This window comes from Polynucleobacter sp. MWH-Aus1W21, from assembly GCF_018687275.1.
GTDB lineage: Bacteria > Pseudomonadota > Gammaproteobacteria > Burkholderiales > Burkholderiaceae > Polynucleobacter.
Genome location: NZ_CP061287.1, coordinates 2,102,139 through 2,123,045, shown reverse-complemented (window position 1 = coordinate 2,123,045; position 20,907 = coordinate 2,102,139). Strand labels below are relative to the sequence as shown.

Annotated in this window: 25 protein-coding genes; 19 read left to right on the top strand and 6 right to left on the bottom strand. The window is 45.3% G+C overall.

Translation table 11 applies throughout. From position 1 onward, the window contains the following. Positions 1-24: 24 nt before the first annotated feature. The 4 genes from ICW03_RS11025 to ICW03_RS11010 are packed head-to-tail and all read left to right on the top strand — an operon-like array spanning position 25 to position 2,527. Positions 25-291, top strand: a complete 267-nt coding sequence (locus ICW03_RS11025) for a YbeD family protein (protein WP_215348051.1) — start codon at positions 25-27, stop codon at positions 289-291. A gap of 7 nt (positions 292-298) precedes the next feature. Continuing rightward, positions 299-943, top strand: coding sequence for a lipoyl(octanoyl) transferase LipB (lipB, locus tag ICW03_RS11020; protein ID WP_215348050.1), 645 nt, complete (start codon positions 299-301; stop codon positions 941-943). After that, on the top strand, positions 940-1,950 hold the full coding sequence (gene lipA, locus ICW03_RS11015; RefSeq protein ID WP_215348049.1) for a lipoyl synthase: 1,011 nt from the start codon (positions 940-942) through the stop codon (positions 1,948-1,950). Before lipB ends, lipA begins: the two co-directional genes overlap by 4 nt. Next, positions 1,943-2,527: a hypothetical protein gene (locus ICW03_RS11010; protein WP_215348048.1), complete on the top strand. Its 585-nt coding sequence runs from the start codon at positions 1,943-1,945 to the stop codon at positions 2,525-2,527. The genes lipA and ICW03_RS11010 overlap by 8 nt, the downstream gene beginning before the upstream one ends. Before the next feature lie 41 nt (positions 2,528-2,568). On the opposite strand, the gene ICW03_RS11005 is transcribed toward ICW03_RS11010, so the two are convergent. Next, positions 2,569-2,823, bottom strand: a complete 255-nt coding sequence (locus ICW03_RS11005) for an accessory factor UbiK family protein (RefSeq protein ID WP_215348047.1) — start codon at positions 2,821-2,823, stop codon at positions 2,569-2,571. Between the two features lie 263 nt (positions 2,824-3,086). On the opposite strand from ICW03_RS11005, the gene ICW03_RS11000 reads away from it, so the two are divergent. The 8 genes from ICW03_RS11000 to ptsP all read left to right on the top strand — a co-directional run bounded on the left by ICW03_RS11000 (position 3,087) and on the right by ptsP (position 10,625). Beyond that, positions 3,087-3,923, top strand: coding sequence for a TorF family putative porin (locus ICW03_RS11000; RefSeq protein WP_215348046.1), 837 nt, complete (start codon positions 3,087-3,089; stop codon positions 3,921-3,923). A 24-nt stretch (positions 3,924-3,947) separates the two neighbouring features. Continuing rightward, positions 3,948-4,286 (top strand): P-II family nitrogen regulator, encoded by a 339-nt coding sequence (locus tag ICW03_RS10995; protein WP_011903792.1) that lies wholly within the window; start codon positions 3,948-3,950, stop codon positions 4,284-4,286. 13 nt (positions 4,287-4,299) lie between these two features. Further along, on the top strand, positions 4,300-5,784 hold the full coding sequence (locus ICW03_RS10990) for an ammonium transporter (protein WP_215348045.1): 1,485 nt from the start codon (positions 4,300-4,302) through the stop codon (positions 5,782-5,784). A gap of 104 nt (positions 5,785-5,888) precedes the next feature. Next, positions 5,889-7,187, top strand: a complete 1,299-nt coding sequence (gene gshA / locus ICW03_RS10985) for a glutamate--cysteine ligase (RefSeq protein ID WP_215348044.1) — start codon at positions 5,889-5,891, stop codon at positions 7,185-7,187. A gap of 27 nt (positions 7,188-7,214) precedes the next feature. Beyond that, positions 7,215-8,156, top strand: coding sequence for a glutathione synthase (gene gshB / locus ICW03_RS10980; RefSeq protein ID WP_215348043.1), 942 nt, complete (start codon positions 7,215-7,217; stop codon positions 8,154-8,156). A gap of 2 nt (positions 8,157-8,158) precedes the next feature. Beyond that, positions 8,159-8,581 carry a PTS sugar transporter subunit IIA gene (locus ICW03_RS10975; protein ID WP_215348042.1) on the top strand — a complete coding sequence of 141 codons (423 nt, stop codon included), beginning with the start codon at positions 8,159-8,161 and terminating at the stop codon, positions 8,579-8,581. A 17-nt stretch (positions 8,582-8,598) separates the two neighbouring features. Continuing rightward, positions 8,599-8,868 carry an HPr family phosphocarrier protein gene (locus tag ICW03_RS10970; RefSeq protein ID WP_215348041.1) on the top strand — a complete coding sequence of 90 codons (270 nt, stop codon included), beginning with the start codon at positions 8,599-8,601 and terminating at the stop codon, positions 8,866-8,868. Positions 8,869-8,873: 5 nt separating this feature from the next. After that, entirely contained in the window at positions 8,874-10,625 is a 1,752-nt protein-coding gene (ptsP, locus tag ICW03_RS10965) for a phosphoenolpyruvate--protein phosphotransferase (protein ID WP_215348040.1), read from the top strand. A 4-nt stretch (positions 10,626-10,629) separates the two neighbouring features. Here the strand turns inward: ptsP and ICW03_RS10960 are convergent, their stop codons facing one another. Genes ICW03_RS10960 through gpmA form a run of 3 tightly spaced genes read right to left on the bottom strand, consistent with a single transcriptional unit; the run spans position 10,630 to position 13,539 of the window. Then, the gene (locus ICW03_RS10960; protein WP_215348039.1) at positions 10,630-11,382 is read right to left on the bottom strand and encodes a HesA/MoeB/ThiF family protein; all 753 of its coding nucleotides are present in this window, start codon (positions 11,380-11,382) and stop codon (positions 10,630-10,632) included. A gap of 18 nt (positions 11,383-11,400) precedes the next feature. Next, a complete protein-coding gene (locus tag ICW03_RS10955) occupies positions 11,401-12,837 on the bottom strand; it encodes a S41 family peptidase (protein WP_215348038.1) in 1,437 nt (478 codons plus the stop codon). A 12-nt stretch (positions 12,838-12,849) separates the two neighbouring features. Beyond that, positions 12,850-13,539 (bottom strand): 2,3-diphosphoglycerate-dependent phosphoglycerate mutase, encoded by a 690-nt coding sequence (gene gpmA, locus ICW03_RS10950; RefSeq protein WP_215348037.1) that lies wholly within the window; start codon positions 13,537-13,539, stop codon positions 12,850-12,852. Positions 13,540-13,561: 22 nt separating this feature from the next. On the opposite strand from gpmA, the gene ICW03_RS10945 reads away from it, so the two are divergent. Genes ICW03_RS10945 through ICW03_RS10930 form a run of 4 tightly spaced genes read left to right on the top strand, consistent with a single transcriptional unit; the run spans position 13,562 to position 15,828 of the window. Continuing rightward, positions 13,562-13,975 (top strand): rhodanese-like domain-containing protein, encoded by a 414-nt coding sequence (locus ICW03_RS10945; RefSeq protein WP_215348036.1) that lies wholly within the window; start codon positions 13,562-13,564, stop codon positions 13,973-13,975. Between the two features lie 10 nt (positions 13,976-13,985). Beyond that, complete coding sequence (gene grxC / locus ICW03_RS10940) at positions 13,986-14,240, top strand: glutaredoxin 3 (RefSeq protein WP_215348035.1); 255 nt, start codon at positions 13,986-13,988, stop codon at positions 14,238-14,240. A 29-nt stretch (positions 14,241-14,269) separates the two neighbouring features. Continuing rightward, positions 14,270-14,782: a protein-export chaperone SecB gene (secB, locus tag ICW03_RS10935; protein WP_215348034.1), complete on the top strand. Its 513-nt coding sequence runs from the start codon at positions 14,270-14,272 to the stop codon at positions 14,780-14,782. Between the two features lie 23 nt (positions 14,783-14,805). After that, positions 14,806-15,828, top strand: a complete 1,023-nt coding sequence (locus ICW03_RS10930; RefSeq protein WP_215348033.1) for an NAD(P)H-dependent glycerol-3-phosphate dehydrogenase — start codon at positions 14,806-14,808, stop codon at positions 15,826-15,828. Positions 15,829-15,849: 21 nt separating this feature from the next. Here ICW03_RS10930 and trmL read toward each other — a convergent pair whose 3' ends face one another. After that, complete coding sequence (gene trmL / locus ICW03_RS10925; RefSeq protein ID WP_215348032.1) at positions 15,850-16,320, bottom strand: tRNA (uridine(34)/cytosine(34)/5-carboxymethylaminomethyluridine(34)-2'-O)-methyltransferase TrmL; 471 nt, start codon at positions 16,318-16,320, stop codon at positions 15,850-15,852. Then, positions 16,313-17,098 (bottom strand): ComF family protein, encoded by a 786-nt coding sequence (locus ICW03_RS10920; protein ID WP_251374405.1) that lies wholly within the window; start codon positions 17,096-17,098, stop codon positions 16,313-16,315. Before ICW03_RS10920 ends, trmL begins: the two co-directional genes overlap by 8 nt. Here ICW03_RS10920 and ICW03_RS10915 point away from each other — a divergent pair. The 3 genes from ICW03_RS10915 (at position 17,098) to ctaD (ending at position 20,892) form a co-directional block, all read left to right on the top strand. Next, positions 17,098-17,883: a methyltransferase domain-containing protein gene (locus tag ICW03_RS10915; RefSeq protein ID WP_251374404.1), complete on the top strand. Its 786-nt coding sequence runs from the start codon at positions 17,098-17,100 to the stop codon at positions 17,881-17,883. The genes ICW03_RS10920 and ICW03_RS10915 overlap by 1 nt on opposite strands. 191 nt (positions 17,884-18,074) lie before the next feature. Continuing rightward, positions 18,075-19,229 carry a cytochrome c oxidase subunit II gene (gene coxB / locus ICW03_RS10910; protein WP_215348029.1) on the top strand — a complete coding sequence of 385 codons (1,155 nt, stop codon included), beginning with the start codon at positions 18,075-18,077 and terminating at the stop codon, positions 19,227-19,229. A 43-nt stretch (positions 19,230-19,272) separates the two neighbouring features. Continuing rightward, positions 19,273-20,892 (top strand): cytochrome c oxidase subunit I, encoded by a 1,620-nt coding sequence (ctaD, locus tag ICW03_RS10905; RefSeq protein WP_215348028.1) that lies wholly within the window; start codon positions 19,273-19,275, stop codon positions 20,890-20,892. Positions 20,893-20,907 lie beyond the last annotated feature (15 nt).

Here is a 20,907-nt window from a genome sequence, read left to right as displayed (position 1 = left end):
AAATTAGATATAGAGAGTCAAAGTATGACTGAAGAAAAGTCTTTAATTGAGTACCCCTCATTATTTCCAATCAAGGTGATGGGTAAAACAAACCCTGAATATCTCCCGGCGATTATTCACATTGCCAAGCAATTTGATCCTACGTTTGATGGGAGCAAAGTAGAGCAACGCCCATCTAAGGATGGAAATTATCTTGGCATTACTTTGCCAATTACTGCGACTAGTCGTGAGCAGCTGGATGAGCTCTATAGAACCTTATCTACACACCCATTAGTTAGCGTCGTTCTCTAATTTATTGATGGTGGCTTTGGTAAAACAACTTGGATTAGCGGATTACGCATCGACGTATGAGGCAATGCAAGCATTTACAAAGGCGCGTACTGGCGACACGCCTGATGAGATTTGGGTGTTAGAGCATCCCCCTGTATTTACTTTAGGCTTAGCTGGTGATGCGGGAAATTTGCATTCGCCGAGCAATCAAATTCCTCTAGTGCAGGTTGATCGCGGTGGCGAGATTACTTATCACGGTCCAGGCCAAATTGTTGTTTATCTTCTGTTGGATCTCAGGCGTCTTGGAATTTTCGTCAAGGAGCTGGTCTCTCGAATAGAGCAAGCGGTGATTGATACCCTAGCCGATTTCGGTATTCAGGCTGAGAGACATCCAGGCGCCCCAGGAATATACGTCTCCCAGCAGTCAGGGGTGTCTCCAGGATGGATTGGCGCGAAGATTGCAGCCCTAGGCCTTAAAGTGTCTAAAGGCTGCTCCTATCATGGTCTTGCCTTGAATGTAGCAACGGATTTGGAAGCTTTTAAGCGTATCCACCCTTGTGGTTATGAGGGTTTAAGGACAGTTGATATGCAAAGCCTTGGGATCAAGGACAATATAGAAACTATTAGCCAAAGGCTTTTGCAGCACTTACAAAAGCAACTGATGCAATCATGACAACGAATAAGCCCGATACCAACACACCTATTGAGAGTCGCCAAGATCTCAATTACGACGCATCACGTAAGCAAAAATCAAACGAGAAGACTGCGCGCATTCCAATCAAGATTGTTCCGCTTGAGCAGGTTCTCAAAAAGCCAGATTGGATCAGAGTTAAGGCTGCTTCTAATAACTCACGCTTTTCTGAAATCAAAAAGATTTTGCGTGAAAACGAGTTGGTGACTGTTTGTGAAGAAGCAAGCTGCCCTAATATTGGCGAGTGTTTTGGCAAGGGCACTGCAACTTTCATGATCATGGGTGACAAGTGCACACGTCGTTGCCCATTCTGCGATGTAGGTCATGGCAGACCAGATCCTTTGGATGCAAAAGAGCCTGCCAATCTAGCTCGTACAATTGCCGCGCTTAAATTGAACTATGTCGTCATTACTAGCGTGGATCGCGATGATCTGCGTGATGGCGGTGCGATGCATTATGTAGATTGCATTTCTCAGTCGCGCGTCCTTTCGCCAAATACACGTATTGAGGTGTTGGTGCCGGATTTTCGTGGTCGACTTGATAAAGCTTTGGATATTTTTGCCGAGCATGCACCAAGTGGTTTGCCGGATGTGATGAATCACAACCTAGAAACTGTACCCCGTTTGTATAAACAGGCTAGACCTGGCGCTGACTACTTACATTCTTTAAAGCTCTTGAAGGACTTTAAAGAACGCTTTCCACATGTCCCTACTAAAAGCGGTTTGATGGTTGGCCTAGGTGAGACTGACGAAGAAATTTTAGAAGTAATGCGTGATATGCGTGAGCACAATATCGACATGCTCACTATCGGTCAATACCTCGCTCCTTCAGGGCATCATTTACCTGTTACTCGTTACGTTCATCCCGACGTCTTTAAGATGTTTGAGGAAAAGGCTTATGAAATGGGCTTCTCTCATGCGGCTGTCGGCGCTATGGTGCGTTCAAGCTATCACGCAGATCAACAAGCGCATGGAGCGGGGGTTGTTTAGAGCGATTTCAAGAGTCGCCACTTTATTGGCGGCTTTAGTTTTTCTAATTGCATGTAGCCCAAAGTTGGATTGGCGAACAGTGCAGTCGCCACAAGAACGATATACCGCTTTATTCCCTGGCAAGCCGGATAAATTAGACCGACGCATTCCTTATCTTGATCAAGAGTTTTTGCAGGTTCTTGAAGCAGTAAAAATTGATGATGATATTTATTCCGTCAGCACTATTCAGTTGCCGGCGAATCAAAGTGCATCACTAAGTAAGCTTCTTTCTCAATTGCAGGCGAATTTAATTGATAGGGCAAAGGCATCGGGTGGAGATGTTGCTGTTGAAGATACGTTTTATAAAACAGCAGATAAACAGCGTTTACCTACCAAAGATTATTTTATTGATTTGAAATCTAATGGAAAATCACAACAACTCATGCGTGTTCGTTGGATTAATCGAGTTGCACCAAATGGAGATAGTTGGATTTATCAGGTCTCAGTACTGCATACCAGTGCAGCTACAGTAAATGCAAAAACATTATTTTCTAAGGAAGAGTATGAAAACTTCTTTAGTGACTTCGCACCAGAATAATTCGAAGACTTAATTGTTAAATCTATGGCAGTAACTTGCTGTTACTGTTTTTCTAGTGCCACAACTTTAGCTTCAAGCATTTCTAATTTTTCACGTGTCTTAGCCAGCACTTTAGTTTGAAGTTCAAACTCTTCACGTGTTACCAAGTCCATTTTCTGAAATCCTTGGTTCATCATGGCGCGAATATTCTTCTCAATTTCTTGAGCTGGCGAATTGCGGATCGCATCACCAACTTTATTCTGCATATCGTTAGCGATACGTTGGATTTGTTCGAGGATTTCGCCGGGTTTTTGCATGATGGAGATTCGCAGTTCTATTGAGAGTTGCAGAAAAGATACACATTTGTATTTTAAGTTGTATAGGTAAAAATGCCCAAAAAGGGGTTAAAACCCGAAAAAAGCCCTAAATTCACCCAGCAGGTGCAATTTTATGCACTAATAAAGTGCATTTGCCTTATTAGGGGGATTTATGACAAAGCCATGAACGCTGAGCAATTCAATATCACTCCATGCATTAAGCATTCACCCCATTTTTTATTACAACCAGTAAGGAGTAACACATGAAAACTTTTCACAAATCAGCTTTAGCCTTAGCGGCTTCTGGCCTATTTGCTACCGCAGCATTTGCTCAGACAGCACCAGCGGCGGCTTCAGAGGCGCCTGAAGTTAGCCCAATCACCGCTAACGTTACTGTAGTGAGTGATTATCGCTATCGTGGTATCTCACAATCGAACTTCAAGCCAGCGATTCAAGGCGGCTTTGACTATGCACATGAGAGTGGTTTCTACATTGGTAACTGGAACAGCTCAATTAGCTGGATCTCTGATAGTTATTCAAATGGCGGCTCTAAAAATGTTTCAGCGCCAATCGAAATGGACTTCTATGCTGGTATTAAGAAAGAATTGATCGGCGAAGGTTTTGCTTCTGACCTCGGTGTACTGCAGTACTACTACCCAACTTCAGGATTGCCAAGTAGCGCTACCAATCCAAATACAACTGAAATTTATGCAGCACAAAATTTCACATTTGGCCCTGTAACAGGCTTTGCTAAATTTTCATATGCTGTTTCTAATACCTTCGGATTTTCAAACAGTAACGGTTCTTACTATCCAGATCTAACAATGAACTATGACACTGGTATTTGGGGTTTAGCAGTTAATGCACACGTTGGCTACCAATACATTGCCGGTCAAGCTGTTGTTAAAGGTGTTCCAACCGCGAATTACACAGACTGGAAGCTTGGCTTAACTAAAGACTTTGGTGGCGGCTTGTCTTTGGCTGCTGCATACATTGGTACGAACGCAGCTAAGACTGGTAGCACCTATGCTTACCAAAGCCCATCAGGCAAAAACTTAGGCGGATCCACTGGTATCGTTTCACTTACCAAAACTTTCTAATTTCCACTCTGAACGGAGAAACGTATGAAATTAATTACCGCAATCATCAAGCCATTTAAGCTTGACGAAGTGCGCGAAGCTCTCTCGGAAGTGGGAGTTTCGGGCATTACCGTCACTGAAGTGAAAGGCTTTGGTCGTCAAAAAGGTCACACCGAGTTGTATCGTGGTGCTGAGTATGTTGTCGACTTTTTACCTAAAGTAAAAATTGAAGCTGCTGTTGAAGATGGCATCTTGGAGCGTGCGATTGAAGCAATTGAAAAATCTGCACGTACTGGCAAGATTGGCGATGGCAAGATTTTTGTCTCTCCAGTTGAGCACGTCATTCGTATCCGTACCGGTGAAACCGGCGCGTCAGCACTTTAAAGAGAGGTTCAAAATGTTAACTTGGATGAAACGACTCGTTGCTGGTGGTGCAATGGCCTTGGCCATTGGTGCTGCTGGTGTAATAGTTACTTCCCCAGCACATGCTGATGAAGTTAAAAAGCCAGCTGTAACAGCTCCTGCAGCAACCCCTGCTGCGACTGAGCCTGCTCCAGTTCTTTGCTCTGAAAAGTGCAATAAAGCAGATATCGCTTGGATGATGGTTTGTACAGCATTAGTGCTGTTGATGACTCTTCCTGGCTTGGCATTGTTCTACGGCGGCTTAACCCGCAGTAAGAACATCTTGTCTATCTGCATGCAATGTTTCATGGTCTTCTCTTTGATTACAGTGCTATGGGCTGTTTACGGCTATAGCTTTGCATTCACAGAAGGCGGAGCATTTATCGGTGGATTAGATCGTCTGTTCTTGGGTGGCATCAATCCAGACTCAGTAGCGGCAACCTTTAGTAAGGGTGTTGTGATTCCTGAGTATGTATTTATGGCTTTCCAAGCAGTGTTCGCAACTATCACTTGCTGCTTGATCATTGGCTCTTTTGCTGAGCGCGCTAAGTTCTCTGCAATCTTGGTATTCATGGTGATTTGGTTCACTTTGAGCTACTTGCCAATCGCTCACATGGTTTGGTTCTGGCCTGGTCCAGATGACATCAAAGATGCTGCATCACTCGAGGCAATTACTGCTCGTGCTGGTTGGTTGTGGCAAAAAGGTGTTCTCGACTTTGCTGGCGGTACCGTTGTGCATATCAATGCTGCGATCGCTGGTTTGGTTGGATCCTTTGTTGTCGGCAAGCGTTTGGGCTACGGCAAAGAAGCAATGAAGCCACATAACTTAGTTTATGTAATGACTGGTGCTGCTCTCTTGTGGTTCGGCTGGTTTGGTTTCAATGCTGGTTCAGCGCTTGAAGCAAACGGCACTGCTGGCTTGGCATTCGTGAATACTTATTTAGCTACCGCTGCTGCTGTATTGGGCTGGTCAGTTGCTGAGTGGGTTCTCAAAGGTAAGCCATCCATGTTGGGCGCTGCATCTGGTTGCGTAGCAGGTTTAGTTGCTATTACTCCTGCGGCTGGATTTGCTGGCCCAATGGGCGCAATCATTATTGGCTTAATCGCTGGTGTAGTTTGCCTCTGGGGTGTTACTGGTCTCAAGAAGATTTTGGGTTCAGACGACAGCTTGGACGTATTTGGTGTTCACGGCGTAGGCGGTATTACTGGTGCATTGTTGACAGGTGTATTTGCTGATCCAGCATTGGGCGGCTCTGGTATTTGGGATTATGTAGCTAATGCAGTTGCTCCTGACTACTCTATTGCTAGCCAATTGTGGATTCAGGCTCAAGGCGTGATTACTACTGTAATTTGGTCTGGCGTAGTTTCTTTCGTAGCCTTCAAATTGATCGATATCGTGATTGGTTTGCGCGTTAAGGAAGAAGAAGAGCGCGAAGGCTTGGATATCAGCTCACACGGTGAGACTGCTTACGAGTCTTAATCAGTAGATTTATCCCTCACTGGGCGGCTCTGGTTGGCTGCCTAGTTTTAAGCGCGGGATCCTCGGATCCCGCGTCTTTCTTTTAATAATCTTACAATGGTGGAATGGTTCCACATCTCATTACAGCCCTAAGCGGTCCTTTGCTCGAATTAGAGTCAAAGGTTCTAGAAGCGACCCCAACCATTGAGCGTTGGTTCAGATTGGAGTGGCAAGAGCACACCCCACCTTTTTACTGTTCGGTCGATTTACGTAACTCTGGCTTTAAGTTGGCCCCGGTTGATACCAACCTGTTTCCTGGAGGGTTTAATAACCTTTCACCTCAGATGTTGCCGCTTGCTGTTCAAGCAGCGATGGCTGCTATTGAGAAGATTTGCCCCGAAGCTAAAAACTTATTATTAATTCCGGAGCGCCACACCCGCAATACTTTCTATTTGCAAAATATTGCTCGCTTATCTTCCATTTTGCGTCAGGCTGGATTGAATGTTCGCCTCGGAACTTTCTCTGAAGAAATTAAGAAGCCAACCTGGATTGAGTTGCCCGATGGCAATCGTCTGTTGATGGAGCCGCTCTCTCGACTGGGCCTCAAGAAACAACGCTTAGGCTTAAAAGATTTTGATCCTTGCTCGATCTTGTTGAATAACGACTTGTCTGCAGGTATCCCGCCGATTCTAGAAAATATCTATGAGCAGTACTTGTTGCCTGGCTTACACGCTGGTTGGCATGTGCGCCGTAAATCAAATCACTTTGCTGCTTATGAAGAAGTTGCCAAGAAGTTTGCCAAAGTGGTCGATATCGATCCATGGATGATCAATCCTTACTTTACAAGTTGCTCGAATATTAATTTCCATGAGCGTAAAGGTGAGGATGAGCTGCAAACCGCAGTAGAGCAAGTCTTAAAGAAGACTGCGAAAAAATATCGCGAGTACGGCATTAAAGAAAAACCTTATGTTGTTGTAAAGGCCGATGCGGGCACTTACGGCATGGGTGTGATGGTCGTAAATGATCCCGCACAGCTTAAGGGTTTGAATCGTAAAGACCGCAACAAGATGAGTGTGGTCAAGGAGGGCCTTGAGGTCAGTGATGTGCTGATTCAGGAGGGCGTCTATACCTTTGAAAAAGTTAATGAGGCTGTTGCTGAGCCCGTGGTGTACATGATTGATCGTTACGTCATTGGCGGCTTCTATCGCGTTCATACTGATCGCGGTCCAGATGAAAATCTCAATGCACCAGGCATGCACTTTGTGCCTTTGGCTTTTGAGCAGAACTCTATGCCAGATCTGGGTGCCAAGCCAGGCAGTGCAGCACCTAATCGCTTCTATTTATATGGCGTGGTTGCCCGTTTAGCTCTTCTTGCTGCATCGTTGGAGCTTGAGCGCACCGATCCCAATGCTGAAGCTGCATAAATGAACTTCTAATCGCTCAATAGAAAAATGGACTTCCTTTTTATTGCAGACCCCCTTGAATCTTTCAAGATTCAAAAAGATTCTTCGCTTGCGATGATGCGTGCTGCGCAAGAGGCTGGACATCGTTTGTGGTTTTGCCAAAGTAAAAATGTTTTATGGAGAGATGATTTTGTAGTGGCTGATTGTCAGGCCCTATTAATTAAATCTAGCTCTACTAATTGGTATGAGTTGGGTGATATAGAGTCGCGATCACTCAAATCTTTTTCTGCTGTTCTCATGCGTACAGACCCACCATTTGATATTGAGTATCTCAATACAACTTGGTTGTTATCGGCTGCAGTTCGTCAGGGTGCAAAAGTATTTAATGAGCCGAGCGCGGTGCGTGATCACTCAGAAAAGCTGTCTATTACTGAGTTTCCCGAACTTATACCCCCTACCTTGGTCACACGTGAATTGGAGGCTGTGGAGCGTTTTCATCAAACCCACCGAGATATCGTGATTAAGCCTTTAGATGGCATGGGTGGTATGGGCGTATTCAGGGTTGGCGCCGATGGCCTTAATCTCGCTAGTATTGTTGAAACACTTGGCGAAAATGGCGCAAGAACGCTCATGGTGCAGCGCTTTCTTCCAGAGATTGCCCAGGGCGATAAGCGCGTACTCTTAATTGGCGGCGAGGTAGTGCCATTTGCATTAGCGCGCATTCCACAAGGTAATGAAATCCGCGGCAATCTAGCAGCTGGCGGCAAAGGGGTTGCAATGCCTTTAACTGAAGCTGAAAAAAAGATTGCCGAAAAACTGGCGCCAATCTTAAATCAGCGTGGATTATTCTTAGTTGGACTAGATTTAATTGGTGGTTACCTCACTGAAATTAATGTAACTAGCCCTACTTGTTTTGTTGAAATTACCAATCAAACTGACTTTAATGTCGCACAATTTTGGTTGGTAGCACTAGAGAAAGCATTGGCATAAATATGGCTGGAATTGTCATCGTTGCTCATACACCTGTTGCTAGCGCAATGTTGGGATTTGCTGAGCATACCTTCGGTGTTGTGCCTGAGCGTGTGCGTGCGGTTGATATCCCGCCTCATGAAGATACCAAGGCAAGCTTTGATCGTGTCATGAAAGCGGCTTATGGAGTCAATACAGGCAATGGCGTGCTGATTTTGACAGATGTGATGGGTGCAACCCCCGCCAATGTAGCCTCTAAGCTGGAGGCTCTGGGTCCTTTATCGGGATTAAATGCGCCTGTAATTGTTTTGGCGGGATTAAATCTCCCCATGTTGATGCGCTGCATTTCTCATCGAGGTGAGAGTCTTGAGGAGTTGGCGCAGAAAGCGCTTGCCGGCGGACAAAATGGGATCTTACGCTTGGGCAGTAAAGTCAATCAAGAATAAATAAGGGTCCGCAGACAATGCCTATCGCAGAAATTGAAATCATTAATAAGTTAGGTTTGCACGCTCGCGCATCTGCAAAACTTTCTCAATTGGCCGCACAGTTTCCTTGTGAAATACTGTTGTCACGTAACGGGCGTCAAATTAATGCCAAGAGCATTATGGGCGTCATGATGTTGGCAGCTGGAATTGGCAGCACTGTCACCCTTGAGACTGTAGGCGAGAAAGAGGATGAAGCCATGCAGGCTCTGACAGCTTTAATTAATGATCGCTTTGGCGAAGGTGAGTAATTAGCATGACATTTGCGTTGCACGGAATTCCAGTATCGAAAGGCATTGCCATTGGCAAGGCGGTACTGATTTCTCGCGCAGCATTAGAAGTCAGTCACTATTTAATTGAGGCTGGAAAAGAAGAGGCGGAAGCCCAAAAGTTATTAGATGCTTTTGGTCAGGTTCGCTTAGAGCTTGAGCAATTGAGACAAGGACTGCCTAAAGATGCGCCACAAGAAATGGCTGCATTTTTAGATGTTCACGGCATGATATTGGCAGATCCTGCTTTGGCAGAAAAGCCGATTAAATTAATTCGTACGCAGAGATTGAATGCTGCTTGGGCTTTAACAACAGAGCTCAATGATCTTTTGGAGCAATTTGCAGATATTGAAGATGCGTATTTAAAAGAGCGCGCCAATGATATTCGGCAGGTTGCTGAGCGTGTCATTAAGGCTTTAAATGCACAGAAAAAAGATCCCTTAAACGATTCTGATTTTTTACCTACGAGTGATATCGGCGTTGAGTCCATCATCGTTGCTCACGATATTGCACCGCACGACATGTTGCGCTTTAAAGAGCATGCATTTACTGGTTTCGTAACGGATCTGGGTGGTAAGACCTCACATACCGCTATTGTGGCGCGCAGTATGGAGATCCCTGCGGTAGTTGGTGTACGTCATGCCAGCGAAATGATTCGTCATGGTGATTGGTTAGTATTGGATGGTGAGCGAGGGGTTGTAGTGGTAGCCCCTGATGAGCAGCTGCTGGCAGAGTACCGAAAACTACAAACACAGGTTTTAAAAGAAGCCCGCAAGCTCCAGCAATTAAAACACGCTAAAACTGAAACAGCCGATCGGGTTGAGATTGAGTTGTTCGCTAATATTGAGTTGCCAGAAGATGCCATTCAAGCAGTGAAGTTGGGTGCAGTAGGCGTTGGTTTATTCCGCTCCGAATTTTTATTCATGGATCGTAAACAGGCATTACCAGACGAAGAGCAGCAATATCAAGAATATCGTCGCGTAGTTGATTTAATGCATGGCTTGCCTGTCAATATCAGAACAATCGACGTTGGTGCTGATAAGGCTTTAGGAGGTGGTGGTGATATTTCTCAAACGGGTATATCACCTCTGGGCTTGCGCGCAATTCGCTGGTCATTAACGGAGCCTGAAATTTTCTTAACGCAGTTAAGAGCAATCTTGCGTGCATCGGCACATGGTCAAGCTCGCATCATGATTCCAATGTTGGCGCACGCCAAAGAGATTGATGAAACATTTAGATTGATTGAAAAAGCGAAACAGCAGTTGCATCAACGTGGAAAAGCATTTAATCCAAACATACAAGTCGGCGCCATGATTGAGATTCCGGCTGCTGCCTTGGTATTACCTTTATTTATTAATCGCTTTGATTTTCTATCCATTGGCACTAACGATTTAATTCAGTACACCTTGGCGATCGATCGGGCAGATCATGCGGTTGCGCATTTATATGACCCCTTGCATCCAGCCATATTAAATTTGTTGGCAAACATTATTGAGCAAGCTAAGCGCGCAAATGTGCCGGTGGCTGTTTGTGGTGAGATGGCCGGTGATCCTGCGTTAACAAGGTTATTGCTGGCGCTCGGCTTAACCGACTTTTCAATGCACTTTAGTCAACTGTTATTGGTAAAGCGAGAGATTCTGCAAGCTAATGTAGGTTTATTAAAGGCTCGAATTGGTAGAGTCTTAAGGGCGTATGAGCCCGAAGAGCAAGCGAAAGCTTTAGAGCGCTTACTCTCTTAGGCTCTTAGTGCACTGAGCCGCACACTGAGCACTCAGCATTGCGGCTAATACGGATTTCATCGATTTGGGTAGTGCGCCCATTCCAAAGCAACATACGGCCCACTAACGGTTCACCAAAACCAATCAATACTTGCAGTGCTTGAGCTGCTTGCATCGCCCCAATAATCCCCACTAAGGGCGAGAAGACGCCCATAGTGGAGCAGCTGACTTCTTCGAATTTTTCATCTGGAGAAAAGATGCACGCATAGCAAGGAGATCTGGAGTTGCGCGGATCAAAGACGCTAACTTGACCATCAAATTTAAGGGCGGACCCCGAAACTAGTGGAGTTTGGTTATTAACGCAGGCAGCATTAATGAGGTGCCTGGTTGAAAAGTTATCCGTACAATCTAAAACTACATCCACGCTTGGTAATAACTCATCCAGCAGTGAACTAGTTGCTTTAGCTTGAATGGTTTCGATTTGAATCGTGGAATTAAGTCGTTCTAGAAATTCTTTTCCGGAGGCAACTTTGCTTTTGCCAATACTGCTTTCGGCATGCAGGATTTGGCGCTGTAAATTCGTGAGCTCTACTGCATCATGATCCATGAGGGTGATGTGACCTACTCCTGCTGCAGCCAAGTAAGGCGCGGCCGCACTGCCGAGGCCGCCAGCACCAATTACTAATACGTGTGCGTTAAGCAGTTTTTCTTGGCCAGCAACATCAATTTCTTCCAGCAATAAATGCCTGGAGTAGCGAAGTAACTGCTCGTCATTCATCTGTTGGCCAGCTAAAAATTATTCAAGCTTGGAGGATGAGCGCTTTACGGGCTGGCCATTAATAAAGGCCACAGCTTGAGAAAGCATGAAGTCATCTGCACTACCTAGCTCAGGAGGCTTCTTATTCTTCTCTTTCTCTTTTTCTTCAGGAGTCTTTTTAGCATTTTTTTCTTCAATGCGTTGTAACTCCTCGAGACGGCGTTGTTCACGATCTTTAATGAGCTTGTCTTCAGCGGATTGTTTGTTGCGCAGATGCTTCTCGCTATCAATCTCGCGAGTGATCAAAACATCATCTGGATCGCCATCCTTATTTTGGTCGACTGGAATATCTGGTTTAACGCCAAAAGCTTGAATCGATTTACCGCTAGGGGTGTAGTAGTAAGCGGTAGTAATTTTGAGCGCTGAGTCATTAGTCAGGAGGCGAACAGTTTGTACTGAACCCTTACCAAAAGTTGTTTTCCCAATAATGGTTGCACGTTTGTAGTCTTGCAGTGCGCCAGCCACAATTTCAGAAGCGGAAGCAGAATAGGCGTTCACCAACACTACCATTGGTAGTTTCTTAAATATTGCTGGAACCCCTGCCAAAGGATCGCCTGGCTCATTGAGGCGGTACATGGCTGGAGTGGCATTAAATACCTGTTTGGAATCAGGGGATTGACCTTTGGTGGAGACAATAATGGCGTCTGCAGGTAAGAATGCGGCTGCAACCCCTACTGCGCCTTGCAATAAACCACCGCCATTGTTGCGGAGGTCAAGAATGATGCCTTTGAGTTTTGGATCTTGATTGGCGATATCGGTTAACTTTTTAGCAAGATCGGGAACAGTTCGTTCTTGAAAGCTAGTGATGCGTACCCACGCAATATCGTTATCGAGAATTTTAGTTTTGACTGATTGAACTTTAATTTCTGCGCGAGTTATGGTTACAGGAAAGCTACGCTCTTCACTCTTACGAAATACTGTCAAAGTAATTTTGGTTCCCGGTGTACCGCGCATAGTGCGGACTGCTTTATCGAGAGACATGCCGCGCACTGGTTTGTCATCCAAGCGAGTAATTAAATCTCCTGCTTGCAAGCCTGCACGAGCTGCAGGGCTATCTTCAATTGGATTTAATACCTTCACTACGCCATCTTCAGAAGTAATTTCAATACCAAGACCGGCAAATTTGCCGGACGTTTGTTCCTGCATTTCTGAAAAGTCTTTTTTGTCCAAGAAGGTGGAATGTGGATCAAGGCTACTCACCATACCCTTCACAGCATCCGTCAATAATTGCTTATCTTCAATTGGCTCCACATACTCACGCTTAATCTGCGCAAAGACATTCGATAGCGTTCGCAGCTCATCCAGCGGGAGCTGCGCGGCGCCTTGCTGGGCGGTCGCGGAGAGCTGGATCGTAGCCGCTACTCCAGCAATAAGACCAACAGCGATTAGTGCAAAATTCTTTAGAAATTGGCGCATATTTCTTTTGTTTTAATCCAAATAAAAGTGTTGAATGGGTTTGAGGTCATCATCTAATTCGTAAACTAGTGGAACTCCATTTGGAACATTAACTTCCATAATGGCTTCGTCAGACATTTGATCTAAATATTTAATTAAAGAGCGAATACTATTGCCATGCGCCACTAACAAAACACGTTTGCCAGCTTTGAGTGCTGGAGCAATTGATTCATTCCATAATGGCAATACACGTTCAACGTTATCTTTCAGACATTCACCCAATGGGATGTCTGAAGTATTGAGTTTGGAGTAGCGCGGATCATTTTTGGGATTGCGCTCATCTTCGTTTTCTAGCAATGGCGGGCGCACGTCATATGAGCGTCGCCAAATATGCACTTGTTCGTCCCCATATTTTTGAGCAGTTTCTGCTTTATTGAGTCCGGTGAGGGCGCCATAGTGGCGTTCATTAAGTCGCCAGCTATGCACAACGGGTAACCACATAAGGTCCATGGTGTCTTGCACATTCCAGAGGGTGCGTATGGCACGCCTTAAAACAGAGGTATAGGCAATATCAAATTCATAGCCTGCTTTTTTGAGATTTGCACCTGCTGCTAAGGCTTGTTCAGCGCCTTTTGGGGTTAAGTCAACGTCCGCCCAGCCAGTGAAGCGGTTTTCAAGGTTCCAGGCGGATTCGCCATGACGAATAAGGACAAGTTGTTTCATAGAGCCATTCTATAATCCGGTGATGAACTTTCTCACGCAAATTGATAATTTAGCGCTTATCGCCCTCCTTCTGGTTTCGGGCGCAGCGCTTTTCCTACCCACATTATCTACGCTTATTGGCGGAAAAGGCTTGTCGCCTACAGAGGCAACGATTTGGATTAATCGTCGTAAAGCATATGTGCTTGATCTGCGTTCCGAGGAGGATTACAAAGCTGGGCACCTACCTGGCGCCAAATTTGCCAATTCTGCTGCCTTGACTGCCGCCATTGAGAAGCTCAAGTTAGATCGCAAGCTTCCTGTCATCTTAGTTTGCGACACTGGCGTCCAATCCCGCAAGCTCCTTGCTGAAGCCCAAAAATTGGGTTTTGCTGAGGCGGGGGTATTGGAAGGCGGTGTGCAGGCCTGGAAAGCGGCAGCCCTTCCTTTGGTTAAGTAAGGAGAAGTCAATGTCTCCAGTAACGATGTACAGCACTCAAGTTTGCCCATATTGCGTTATGGCGGAAAAGCTATTGATCAAAAAAGGCGTGGCCAACCTAGAAAAGATTTTGATTGATCGCGACCCATCACAGCGCGAAATCATGATGACGCGTACTGGTCGCCGTACTGTCCCGCAGATTTATATTGGTGATACCCACGTTGGTGGCTATGACGACTTAGTGGCATTGGATCGCGCTGGCAAGCTTGATCCTTTGTTGGCTTAATAGATTAAACATACAAAAGAAAGTTAGCAATGGCTGAACAATCCTCCGCACCCCAAGTAAGTAATGAACAATCTAAAGAGCCTGGATTTCAAATTCAGCGTATCTATTTAAAAGATTTGTCGCTTGAGCAGCCTAATGCACCGCAGATTTTGTTGGTTGCTTCTGAGCCGCAAGTGCAAGTAGAGATTGATATCTCTGTCGCTCCTTTGAGTGAGGGTATCTTCGAGGTAGCCTTGAGTTCCACTGTAACTGCCAAGGTAGATGCAAAAGTGTTGTTCTTAGTCGAAGCTAAACAAGCGGGTATTTTTGAGTTCAGCAATATTCCTGTTGAGCAAATTGACCCAATGCTTGGCATTGCTTGCCCAACTATTTTGTACCCATACTTACGTTCAAATATCGCCGATATTATTAGTCGTGCAGGGTTCCAGCCAATTCATTTAAATGAAATTAATTTCCATGGCATGTACGAGCATCGTTTGATGCAGGCGCAACAAGAAGCCGCCGCAAAAGAAGGCGTAGCAACTGAGAGTAAGCCTCACTAAGTTTTTAAGTGAGCCCACAGATCATGAAAGTGACACTGCTTGGTGCTGGCGCTTGGGGAACGGCGATGGCCGCACAGGCCACTCGTCACCTTCGTGAAGGTGATGTTTGTTTGTGGTCACGTAACAAACAACAACTAGATAATATTCAAGAGAGTGGTGAAAACCGCACCTATCTTTTGGGCGTTAAATTACCCAAGGGTATAAAGTTTGAAAGTGACTTTGCTGCAGCGATTAAAAGACTCTCGAGTGATGATCTTTTAGTCATTGCTACGCCAATGTCTGGGCTTTCTGAAACGATTTCTCAAGTACTGAAGGTTGCTGAACATCCTCTCAATATTATTTGGCTATGCAAAGGCCTGGAGCCGGATACTGCTTTGTTGCCGCATCAAGTGGTAGAGCGTGAAAGCAAAATTCACTCACATGGCATTGCACATTCGTATGGCGCCTTATCTGGCCCAAGCTTTGCGCGTGAGGTTGGCGCAGGGATGCCATGTGCCTTAACTGTTGCAAGTAAATCTCCAAAACTTTGCGAAGCTGTTCAAGCCGCTTTCCATCACGGCAATATGCGCGTTTACTCAAGTGATGATTTGATTGGCGTTGAATTGGGTGGCGCCATTAAGAATGTATTAGCTATTGCTGCCGGTATTGGTGATGGATTGGATTTGGGGCTAAATGCACGTGCTGCAGTTTTGACGCGCGGTTTGGCTGAAATGATGCGCTTAGTAAAGGCGGCAGGCGGTAAGTCAGAAACTTGTATGGGTTTAACTGGGGTCGGCGATCTAATTTTGACCGCAACAGGTGATCTTTCTCGCAATCGTCGTGTTGGTCTTGAACTTGCGGCTGGAAAATCATTGCCAGAAATACTTGCTAGTCTTGGTCACGTTGCTGAGGGCGTACTATGCGCCCAAGCTGTTGGAGACTTGGCTAAACGTCTTGGTGTGGAGATGCCTATTACCGCCATGATGGGCGAAGTGTTGTCCGGAAAATTAAATCCACATGACGCTGTTAAAAAGCTCATGGGGCGCGATCCCAAAATCGAATCCTAAGCGCGCTTCCCAGTCTGCTTGTTATTGACCGCCAGCAAGGCCGTTTTGGCGCCACGCTTCATACACCACGATAGCTACAGTGTTTGATAGGTTCAGGCTGCGACTACTATCTTGCATTGCAAGTCGCATACGATTATTTACTGGGATGGAATCTCTTACCTCGTCAGTAATGCCTTTGGTTTCGGAGCCAAATACAAAGTAATCATTGGGTGAATATTTGCCCTCATGAAACTTTCCTGATCCTTTGGTGGTCAATGCATAAAGATGTTCGGGGGCGGGATTTTCATCTTTTAAAAACTGCGCCCAATTTTGATGAACTTTTACTCTTGCAAATTCGTGATAATCCAACCCAGCTCTGCGAAGCTTTGCATCCTCCATGGGAAAACCAAGAGGCTCAATTAAATGTAATTTCGCACCAGTGTTTGCACAGAGACGAATGATGTTCCCAGTGTTGGGAGGAATTTCTGGTTCGAATAAAACGATATTAAACATGTTGTGCTCTTTCGATTGGTCGCGCAGCCCTGAGAAGCACCCAATTGATTACGCGAGATACGCCATTGTCCTTCAGAACGCGGGCAATTTCATTTAGAGTTGCCCCGCTTGTCATGACATCATCAAACACAATGACTGTTTTATGTTGAATTTTTTCGATGTACTTTTCTTGAATATAAAACATTCCTCTAATGGATTGGTGTCGATTTTCAATAGAGCTTCCAGCTTGGTGTTCTGGGTAATGATGGCGCTGAAGAATGTATGGTGATTTTTGAATGTATTTCCTACAGTCAATTCGTTTAGCAATTTCCCAGCTTTGGTTAAAGCCTCGTTGCGATAGTTTTTGAATGCTCAGTGGAACGGGTAATAAATAACTTGCGTCAATGTTTTCTAGTTGCATTGAAAAGAGTGCGTTCCATGTGCTGCTAAGTGCATGTCCAAAAGCAATGCGCTTCTGATATTTAAACTCATGCAATGGTTCTTGAAGAATGCCTGTGTAGCGATCTAAGCAATAGGTTTCATCAAAGTAGGGTTCAGATATTTGACAGGGCGCGCAATGTTGTTGGGAAATTTCTTCTGGCTGAAGTGTGATGCCACATTGATAGCAGCACTGATAATTAAATAACCCATCATCTCGCAACGCGCCTAAACAGTTATTGCAAATGGAGTAATCCTGAAATTGCTGACAAACAATGCAAGCGGTTGGTAAAAACCGCTCACAAATCGCTTGAAGAATGTTCTCTGGAAATCGCATGGGGCGCTGAGTATACTGAGCCAATGACCCAGCCTATCAAATGGTTACAAGATGAAATTGCAGATCGCATGCTGCAAAAGTTAGACATCGTTAAGCTCGATGTAAAGGATGTTTTGATAGTGCCGGATTTTCCCGGGAAGCATTTGAATACATTTGCTAAGCGCTACCCAAGGGCACGCCTTACGAGTCTCGCAGATGAGAGCGTTTCAGGTTTTGCAATGTGGCGTGCTAAAGCAATAAGTCATTGGCGCTCACTGTTTGGAAGCCGCACTAGCTCATTGGCTAACTACCTAACATCTGGCAGATTTGATGTTCCTGACAACTCTGTTGATTTGGTTTTTAGTGATCTTCTATTGCAGGATCTGGCAGACCCAAAGCAATTTTTACAAGAGTGCTGGCGCGTCCTGCGTGAGGGCGGTTTAATCGCATTTAGCTATCTGGGCCCAGATACCGGAAAAGAGTTGCGTCCACTAGCGATCCCAGAGTTAAAGCTGAGGAATTTATCAAGCCCCTGGGATATGCACGATATGGGTGACGCATTGCTTTCTGAGCGATTCTCGGATCCAGTGATGGACATGGAGTACTTAACCCTGGACTATGAAAACAGTTCCCTGTTGCTTGCAGATATTAGTGCTCTCAACCTGAGAGATTCCACCCCCATAAAAGCTTCGGAAATGAATGTTTTGCCGCAAAAACTCACTTTAGAGGTGGTTTATGGTCATGCTTGGGTTATTGGAAAACATCTTGCAAAGGCCAAAGACAGTGTGGCCTATATTGATCTAAATCAAATTGGACGCAAGACTAGGTAATACACTGCTTAAGTGTAAGTGCTTACTATCATTTAAACCTTCGCCAAGATTGGATCAGGCTGGGTTATCCCTGTTTGTTGTTGCGCCTAATTCACCCTATAATCACGGCAGGATGTATTGGCTTGAGACCGTTTTTTGGGCATTCTGTGGCATTTTTGCTGCTTTGCTCACGACAATAAACAGAGAATAAGATGAATTTATTTGGAAAAGTCACTAGGGCTTCGCTCTATTTCGCAGTTGCTTTTGGCACTGCATTTGCACATGCAGCAGAGAATATGCCTGGTGGCCCAGCTGTCAATCAGCTAAATTTCACAGCCCCTGCTACCAAAATCATGCAAGAGATCCATTGGCTGCATTGGATGATGTTGGTAATTTGCGCTTTAATTTTTATTGGTGTTTTTGGAGTGATGTTCTATTCCATTTTGAAGCACCGTAAATCATTGGGCCACAAATCAGCGTCATTCCACGAGAGCACCACTGTTGAAATTATTTGGACAGTCATTCCATTGCTCATCGTGATTGGTATGGCATTGCCTGCAACAAAAACAGTTGTAGCAATGAAAGACACTACTAACTCAGACATCACTATTAAAACTACTGGTTATCAGTGGAAGTGGGGTTACGACTACATCAAAGGTGAGGGTGAAGGCATTAGCTTCCTATCCACTTTGTCTACTTCACGTGAAGCAATCAATAACTTGGCACCGAAATCAAATACATATTTGATGGAAGTGGACAATGAAATGGTTGTGCCAGTTGGCAAAAAGATTCGTTTGATTACTACGGCTAATGACGTGATTCACGCTTGGACTATTCCAGCATTTGGCGTTAAGCAAGATGCGATTCCAGGTTTTGTGCGTGACACCTGGTTCCGAGCTGAAACTATCGGCACTTTCCGTGGTCAGTGTTCTGAGCTTTGTGGTGCAGAACATGCCTTCATGCCTATCGTTGTAAAAGTAGTTTCACAAGATGATTACACCGCTTGGGTTGCTCAGAAGAAAAAAGAAATGGGTGCTGCTGGTGATGATCCATCTAAGGTTTACACCTTGGACGAGCAAAAAGAGCGTGGCGCAAAAGTATATGCAGCAAATTGCGCTGCCTGTCATCAACCAAATGGTAAAGGTGCGGGTGCGTTCCCAGCATTGGACGGCAGCAAAGTTGTTACCGGCCCTAAAGCAGGTCAGTACAACATCCTCATCAATGGTAAGGGCGCAATGCCGAAATGGGCTGGTGTGATTTCTGATGGCGATATCGCTGCAGTGATGACTTATACACGTAACGCATGGGGTAATAAGACGGGTGAAGTAATTCAAACCCAAGACATTATTACTGCGCGCGGCAATTAATTCAGATTAACAAATACAGATAAAAACGAAACCGGAGTAATTCATGAGCACAGTCTCTACTACCCACGATCACGCACACGACCACGCGCACGACGATCACACGCCACATGGTTGGCGTCGTTGGTTGTTCGCAACCAACCACAAAGACATCGGTACGATGTATTTGATCTTCTCATTTGTTAGCTTGCTAGCTGGCGGTGTGATGGCTTTGGGAATTCGTTTGGAGTTGTTCCAACCTGGTTTGCAATTCTTGCGCCCAGAGTTCTTCAACCAATTAACAACTATGCATGGCTTGGTAATGGTGTTCGGCGCGATCATGCCGGCCTTCGTTGGTTTTGCTAACTGGATGGTGCCTTTGCAAATCGGCGCATCAGATATGGCATTTGCTCGTATGAACAACTTTAGCTTCTGGATTCTGCCAGTTGCTGCAACATTGTTGTTGAGTTCATTCTTAGTTCCTGGCGGTGCTCCATCAGGTGGTTGGACTATCTATGCTCCATTGACTTCACAAATGGGCCCTGGCATGGACATGGCGATTTTTGCGCTTCACTTGTTGGGTGCTTCATCCATCATGGGTTCGATCAACATCATCGTGACCATCTTGAATATGCGCGCTCCTGGCATGACATTGATGAAGATGCCAATGTTTTGCTGGACTTGGTTGATTACTGCCTACTTGTTGATTGCCGTGATGCCTGTGTTGGCTGGCGCGATCACGATGGTTCTGACTGATCGTCATTTCGGCACTTCATTCTTCTCCGCAGTTGGCGGTGGCGACCCAATCATGTTCCAGCATATTTTCTGGTTCTTCGGTCACCCAGAGGTTTACATCATGATTCTTCCAGCATTCGGAATCGTGAGTGAAATCGTTCCAGCTTTCTCCAGAAAGACATTGTTTGGTTACAGCTCAATGGTTTATGCAACTGCATCGATCGCGATCTTGTCATTCATCGTTTGGGCACACCACATGTTTGCAACTGGTATGCCAGTAACAGGCCAGTTGTTCTTTATGTACGCAACCATGTTGATCGCTGTTCCAACTGGCGTGAAGATTTTTAACTGGGTTGCAACAATGTGGAAAGGTTCAATGACCTTTGAAACTCCAATGTTGTGGGCTATCGGCTTTATCTTCGTGTTCACCATGGGTGGCTTTACTGGCTTGATCTTGGCGATGGCTCCAATTGATATCGGCGTACAAGATACTTATTACGTTGTTGCTCACTTCCACTATGTATTGGTAGCAGGTTCATTGTTCGCAATGTTCGCTGGCTTCTACTACTGGTGTCCAAAGTGGACTGGCTACATGGCTAGCGAAACTCGCGGCAAGATCCATTTCTGGGCTTCCATGATTTTCTTCAACATCACCTTCTTCCCAATGCACTTCTTGGGCTTAGCAGGTATGCCACGTCGCTATGCTGACTACCCAACACAGTTTGCGGATTTCAACGCGATTGCTTCGATCGGTGCCTTGGGCTTCGGTTTAGCGCAGGTTTATTTCTTGCTCTTTGTTGTAATGCCAGCGTATCGTGGTCAGGGTGAAAAAGCGCCTATGAAGCCATGGGACGGAGCTAAAGGTCTTGAGTGGACGGTGCCTTCACCAGCGCCACATCACACTTTTGAAACTCCGCCTAGCGCAGAGCAAATGCGTGAAGCAGGAATTTAAGTCTTCAGAGAAGCA

What these genes read in the sequence shown, in the direction of transcription:
- trmL (WP_215348032.1), bottom strand. Translation starts at nt 16,320, where the DNA reads ATGTTTAATATCGTTTTATTCGAACCAGAAATTCCTCCCAACACTGGG.
- ICW03_RS11000 (WP_215348046.1), top strand. Translation starts at nt 3,087, where the DNA reads ATGAAAACTTTTCACAAATCAGCTTTAGCCTTAGCGGCTTCTGGCCTA.
- lipB (WP_215348050.1), top strand. Translation starts at nt 299, where the DNA reads ATGGTGGCTTTGGTAAAACAACTTGGATTAGCGGATTACGCATCGACG.
- ptsP (WP_215348040.1), top strand. Translation starts at nt 8,874, where the DNA reads ATGACATTTGCGTTGCACGGAATTCCAGTATCGAAAGGCATTGCCATT.
- ctaD (WP_215348028.1), top strand. Translation starts at nt 19,273, where the DNA reads ATGAGCACAGTCTCTACTACCCACGATCACGCACACGACCACGCGCAC.
- coxB (WP_215348029.1), top strand. Translation starts at nt 18,075, where the DNA reads ATGAATTTATTTGGAAAAGTCACTAGGGCTTCGCTCTATTTCGCAGTT.
- ICW03_RS11025 (WP_215348051.1), top strand. Translation starts at nt 25, where the DNA reads ATGACTGAAGAAAAGTCTTTAATTGAGTACCCCTCATTATTTCCAATC.
- ICW03_RS10990 (WP_215348045.1), top strand. Translation starts at nt 4,300, where the DNA reads ATGTTAACTTGGATGAAACGACTCGTTGCTGGTGGTGCAATGGCCTTG.
- lipA (WP_215348049.1), top strand. Translation starts at nt 940, where the DNA reads ATGACAACGAATAAGCCCGATACCAACACACCTATTGAGAGTCGCCAA.
- ICW03_RS10995 (WP_011903792.1), top strand. Translation starts at nt 3,948, where the DNA reads ATGAAATTAATTACCGCAATCATCAAGCCATTTAAGCTTGACGAAGTG.
- ICW03_RS10970 (WP_215348041.1), top strand. Translation starts at nt 8,599, where the DNA reads ATGCCTATCGCAGAAATTGAAATCATTAATAAGTTAGGTTTGCACGCT.
- gpmA (WP_215348037.1), bottom strand. Translation starts at nt 13,539, where the DNA reads ATGAAACAACTTGTCCTTATTCGTCATGGCGAATCCGCCTGGAACCTT.
- secB (WP_215348034.1), top strand. Translation starts at nt 14,270, where the DNA reads ATGGCTGAACAATCCTCCGCACCCCAAGTAAGTAATGAACAATCTAAA.
- ICW03_RS10960 (WP_215348039.1), bottom strand. Translation starts at nt 11,382, where the DNA reads ATGAATGACGAGCAGTTACTTCGCTACTCCAGGCATTTATTGCTGGAA.
- ICW03_RS10975 (WP_215348042.1), top strand. Translation starts at nt 8,159, where the DNA reads ATGGCTGGAATTGTCATCGTTGCTCATACACCTGTTGCTAGCGCAATG.
- ICW03_RS10945 (WP_215348036.1), top strand. Translation starts at nt 13,562, where the DNA reads ATGAACTTTCTCACGCAAATTGATAATTTAGCGCTTATCGCCCTCCTT.
- gshA (WP_215348044.1), top strand. Translation starts at nt 5,889, where the DNA reads ATGGTTCCACATCTCATTACAGCCCTAAGCGGTCCTTTGCTCGAATTA.
- ICW03_RS10915 (WP_251374404.1), top strand. Translation starts at nt 17,098, where the DNA reads ATGACCCAGCCTATCAAATGGTTACAAGATGAAATTGCAGATCGCATG.
- ICW03_RS10930 (WP_215348033.1), top strand. Translation starts at nt 14,806, where the DNA reads ATGAAAGTGACACTGCTTGGTGCTGGCGCTTGGGGAACGGCGATGGCC.
- grxC (WP_215348035.1), top strand. Translation starts at nt 13,986, where the DNA reads ATGTCTCCAGTAACGATGTACAGCACTCAAGTTTGCCCATATTGCGTT.
- ICW03_RS10955 (WP_215348038.1), bottom strand. Translation starts at nt 12,837, where the DNA reads ATGCGCCAATTTCTAAAGAATTTTGCACTAATCGCTGTTGGTCTTATT.
- gshB (WP_215348043.1), top strand. Translation starts at nt 7,215, where the DNA reads ATGGACTTCCTTTTTATTGCAGACCCCCTTGAATCTTTCAAGATTCAA.
- ICW03_RS11005 (WP_215348047.1), bottom strand. Translation starts at nt 2,823, where the DNA reads ATGCAAAAACCCGGCGAAATCCTCGAACAAATCCAACGTATCGCTAAC.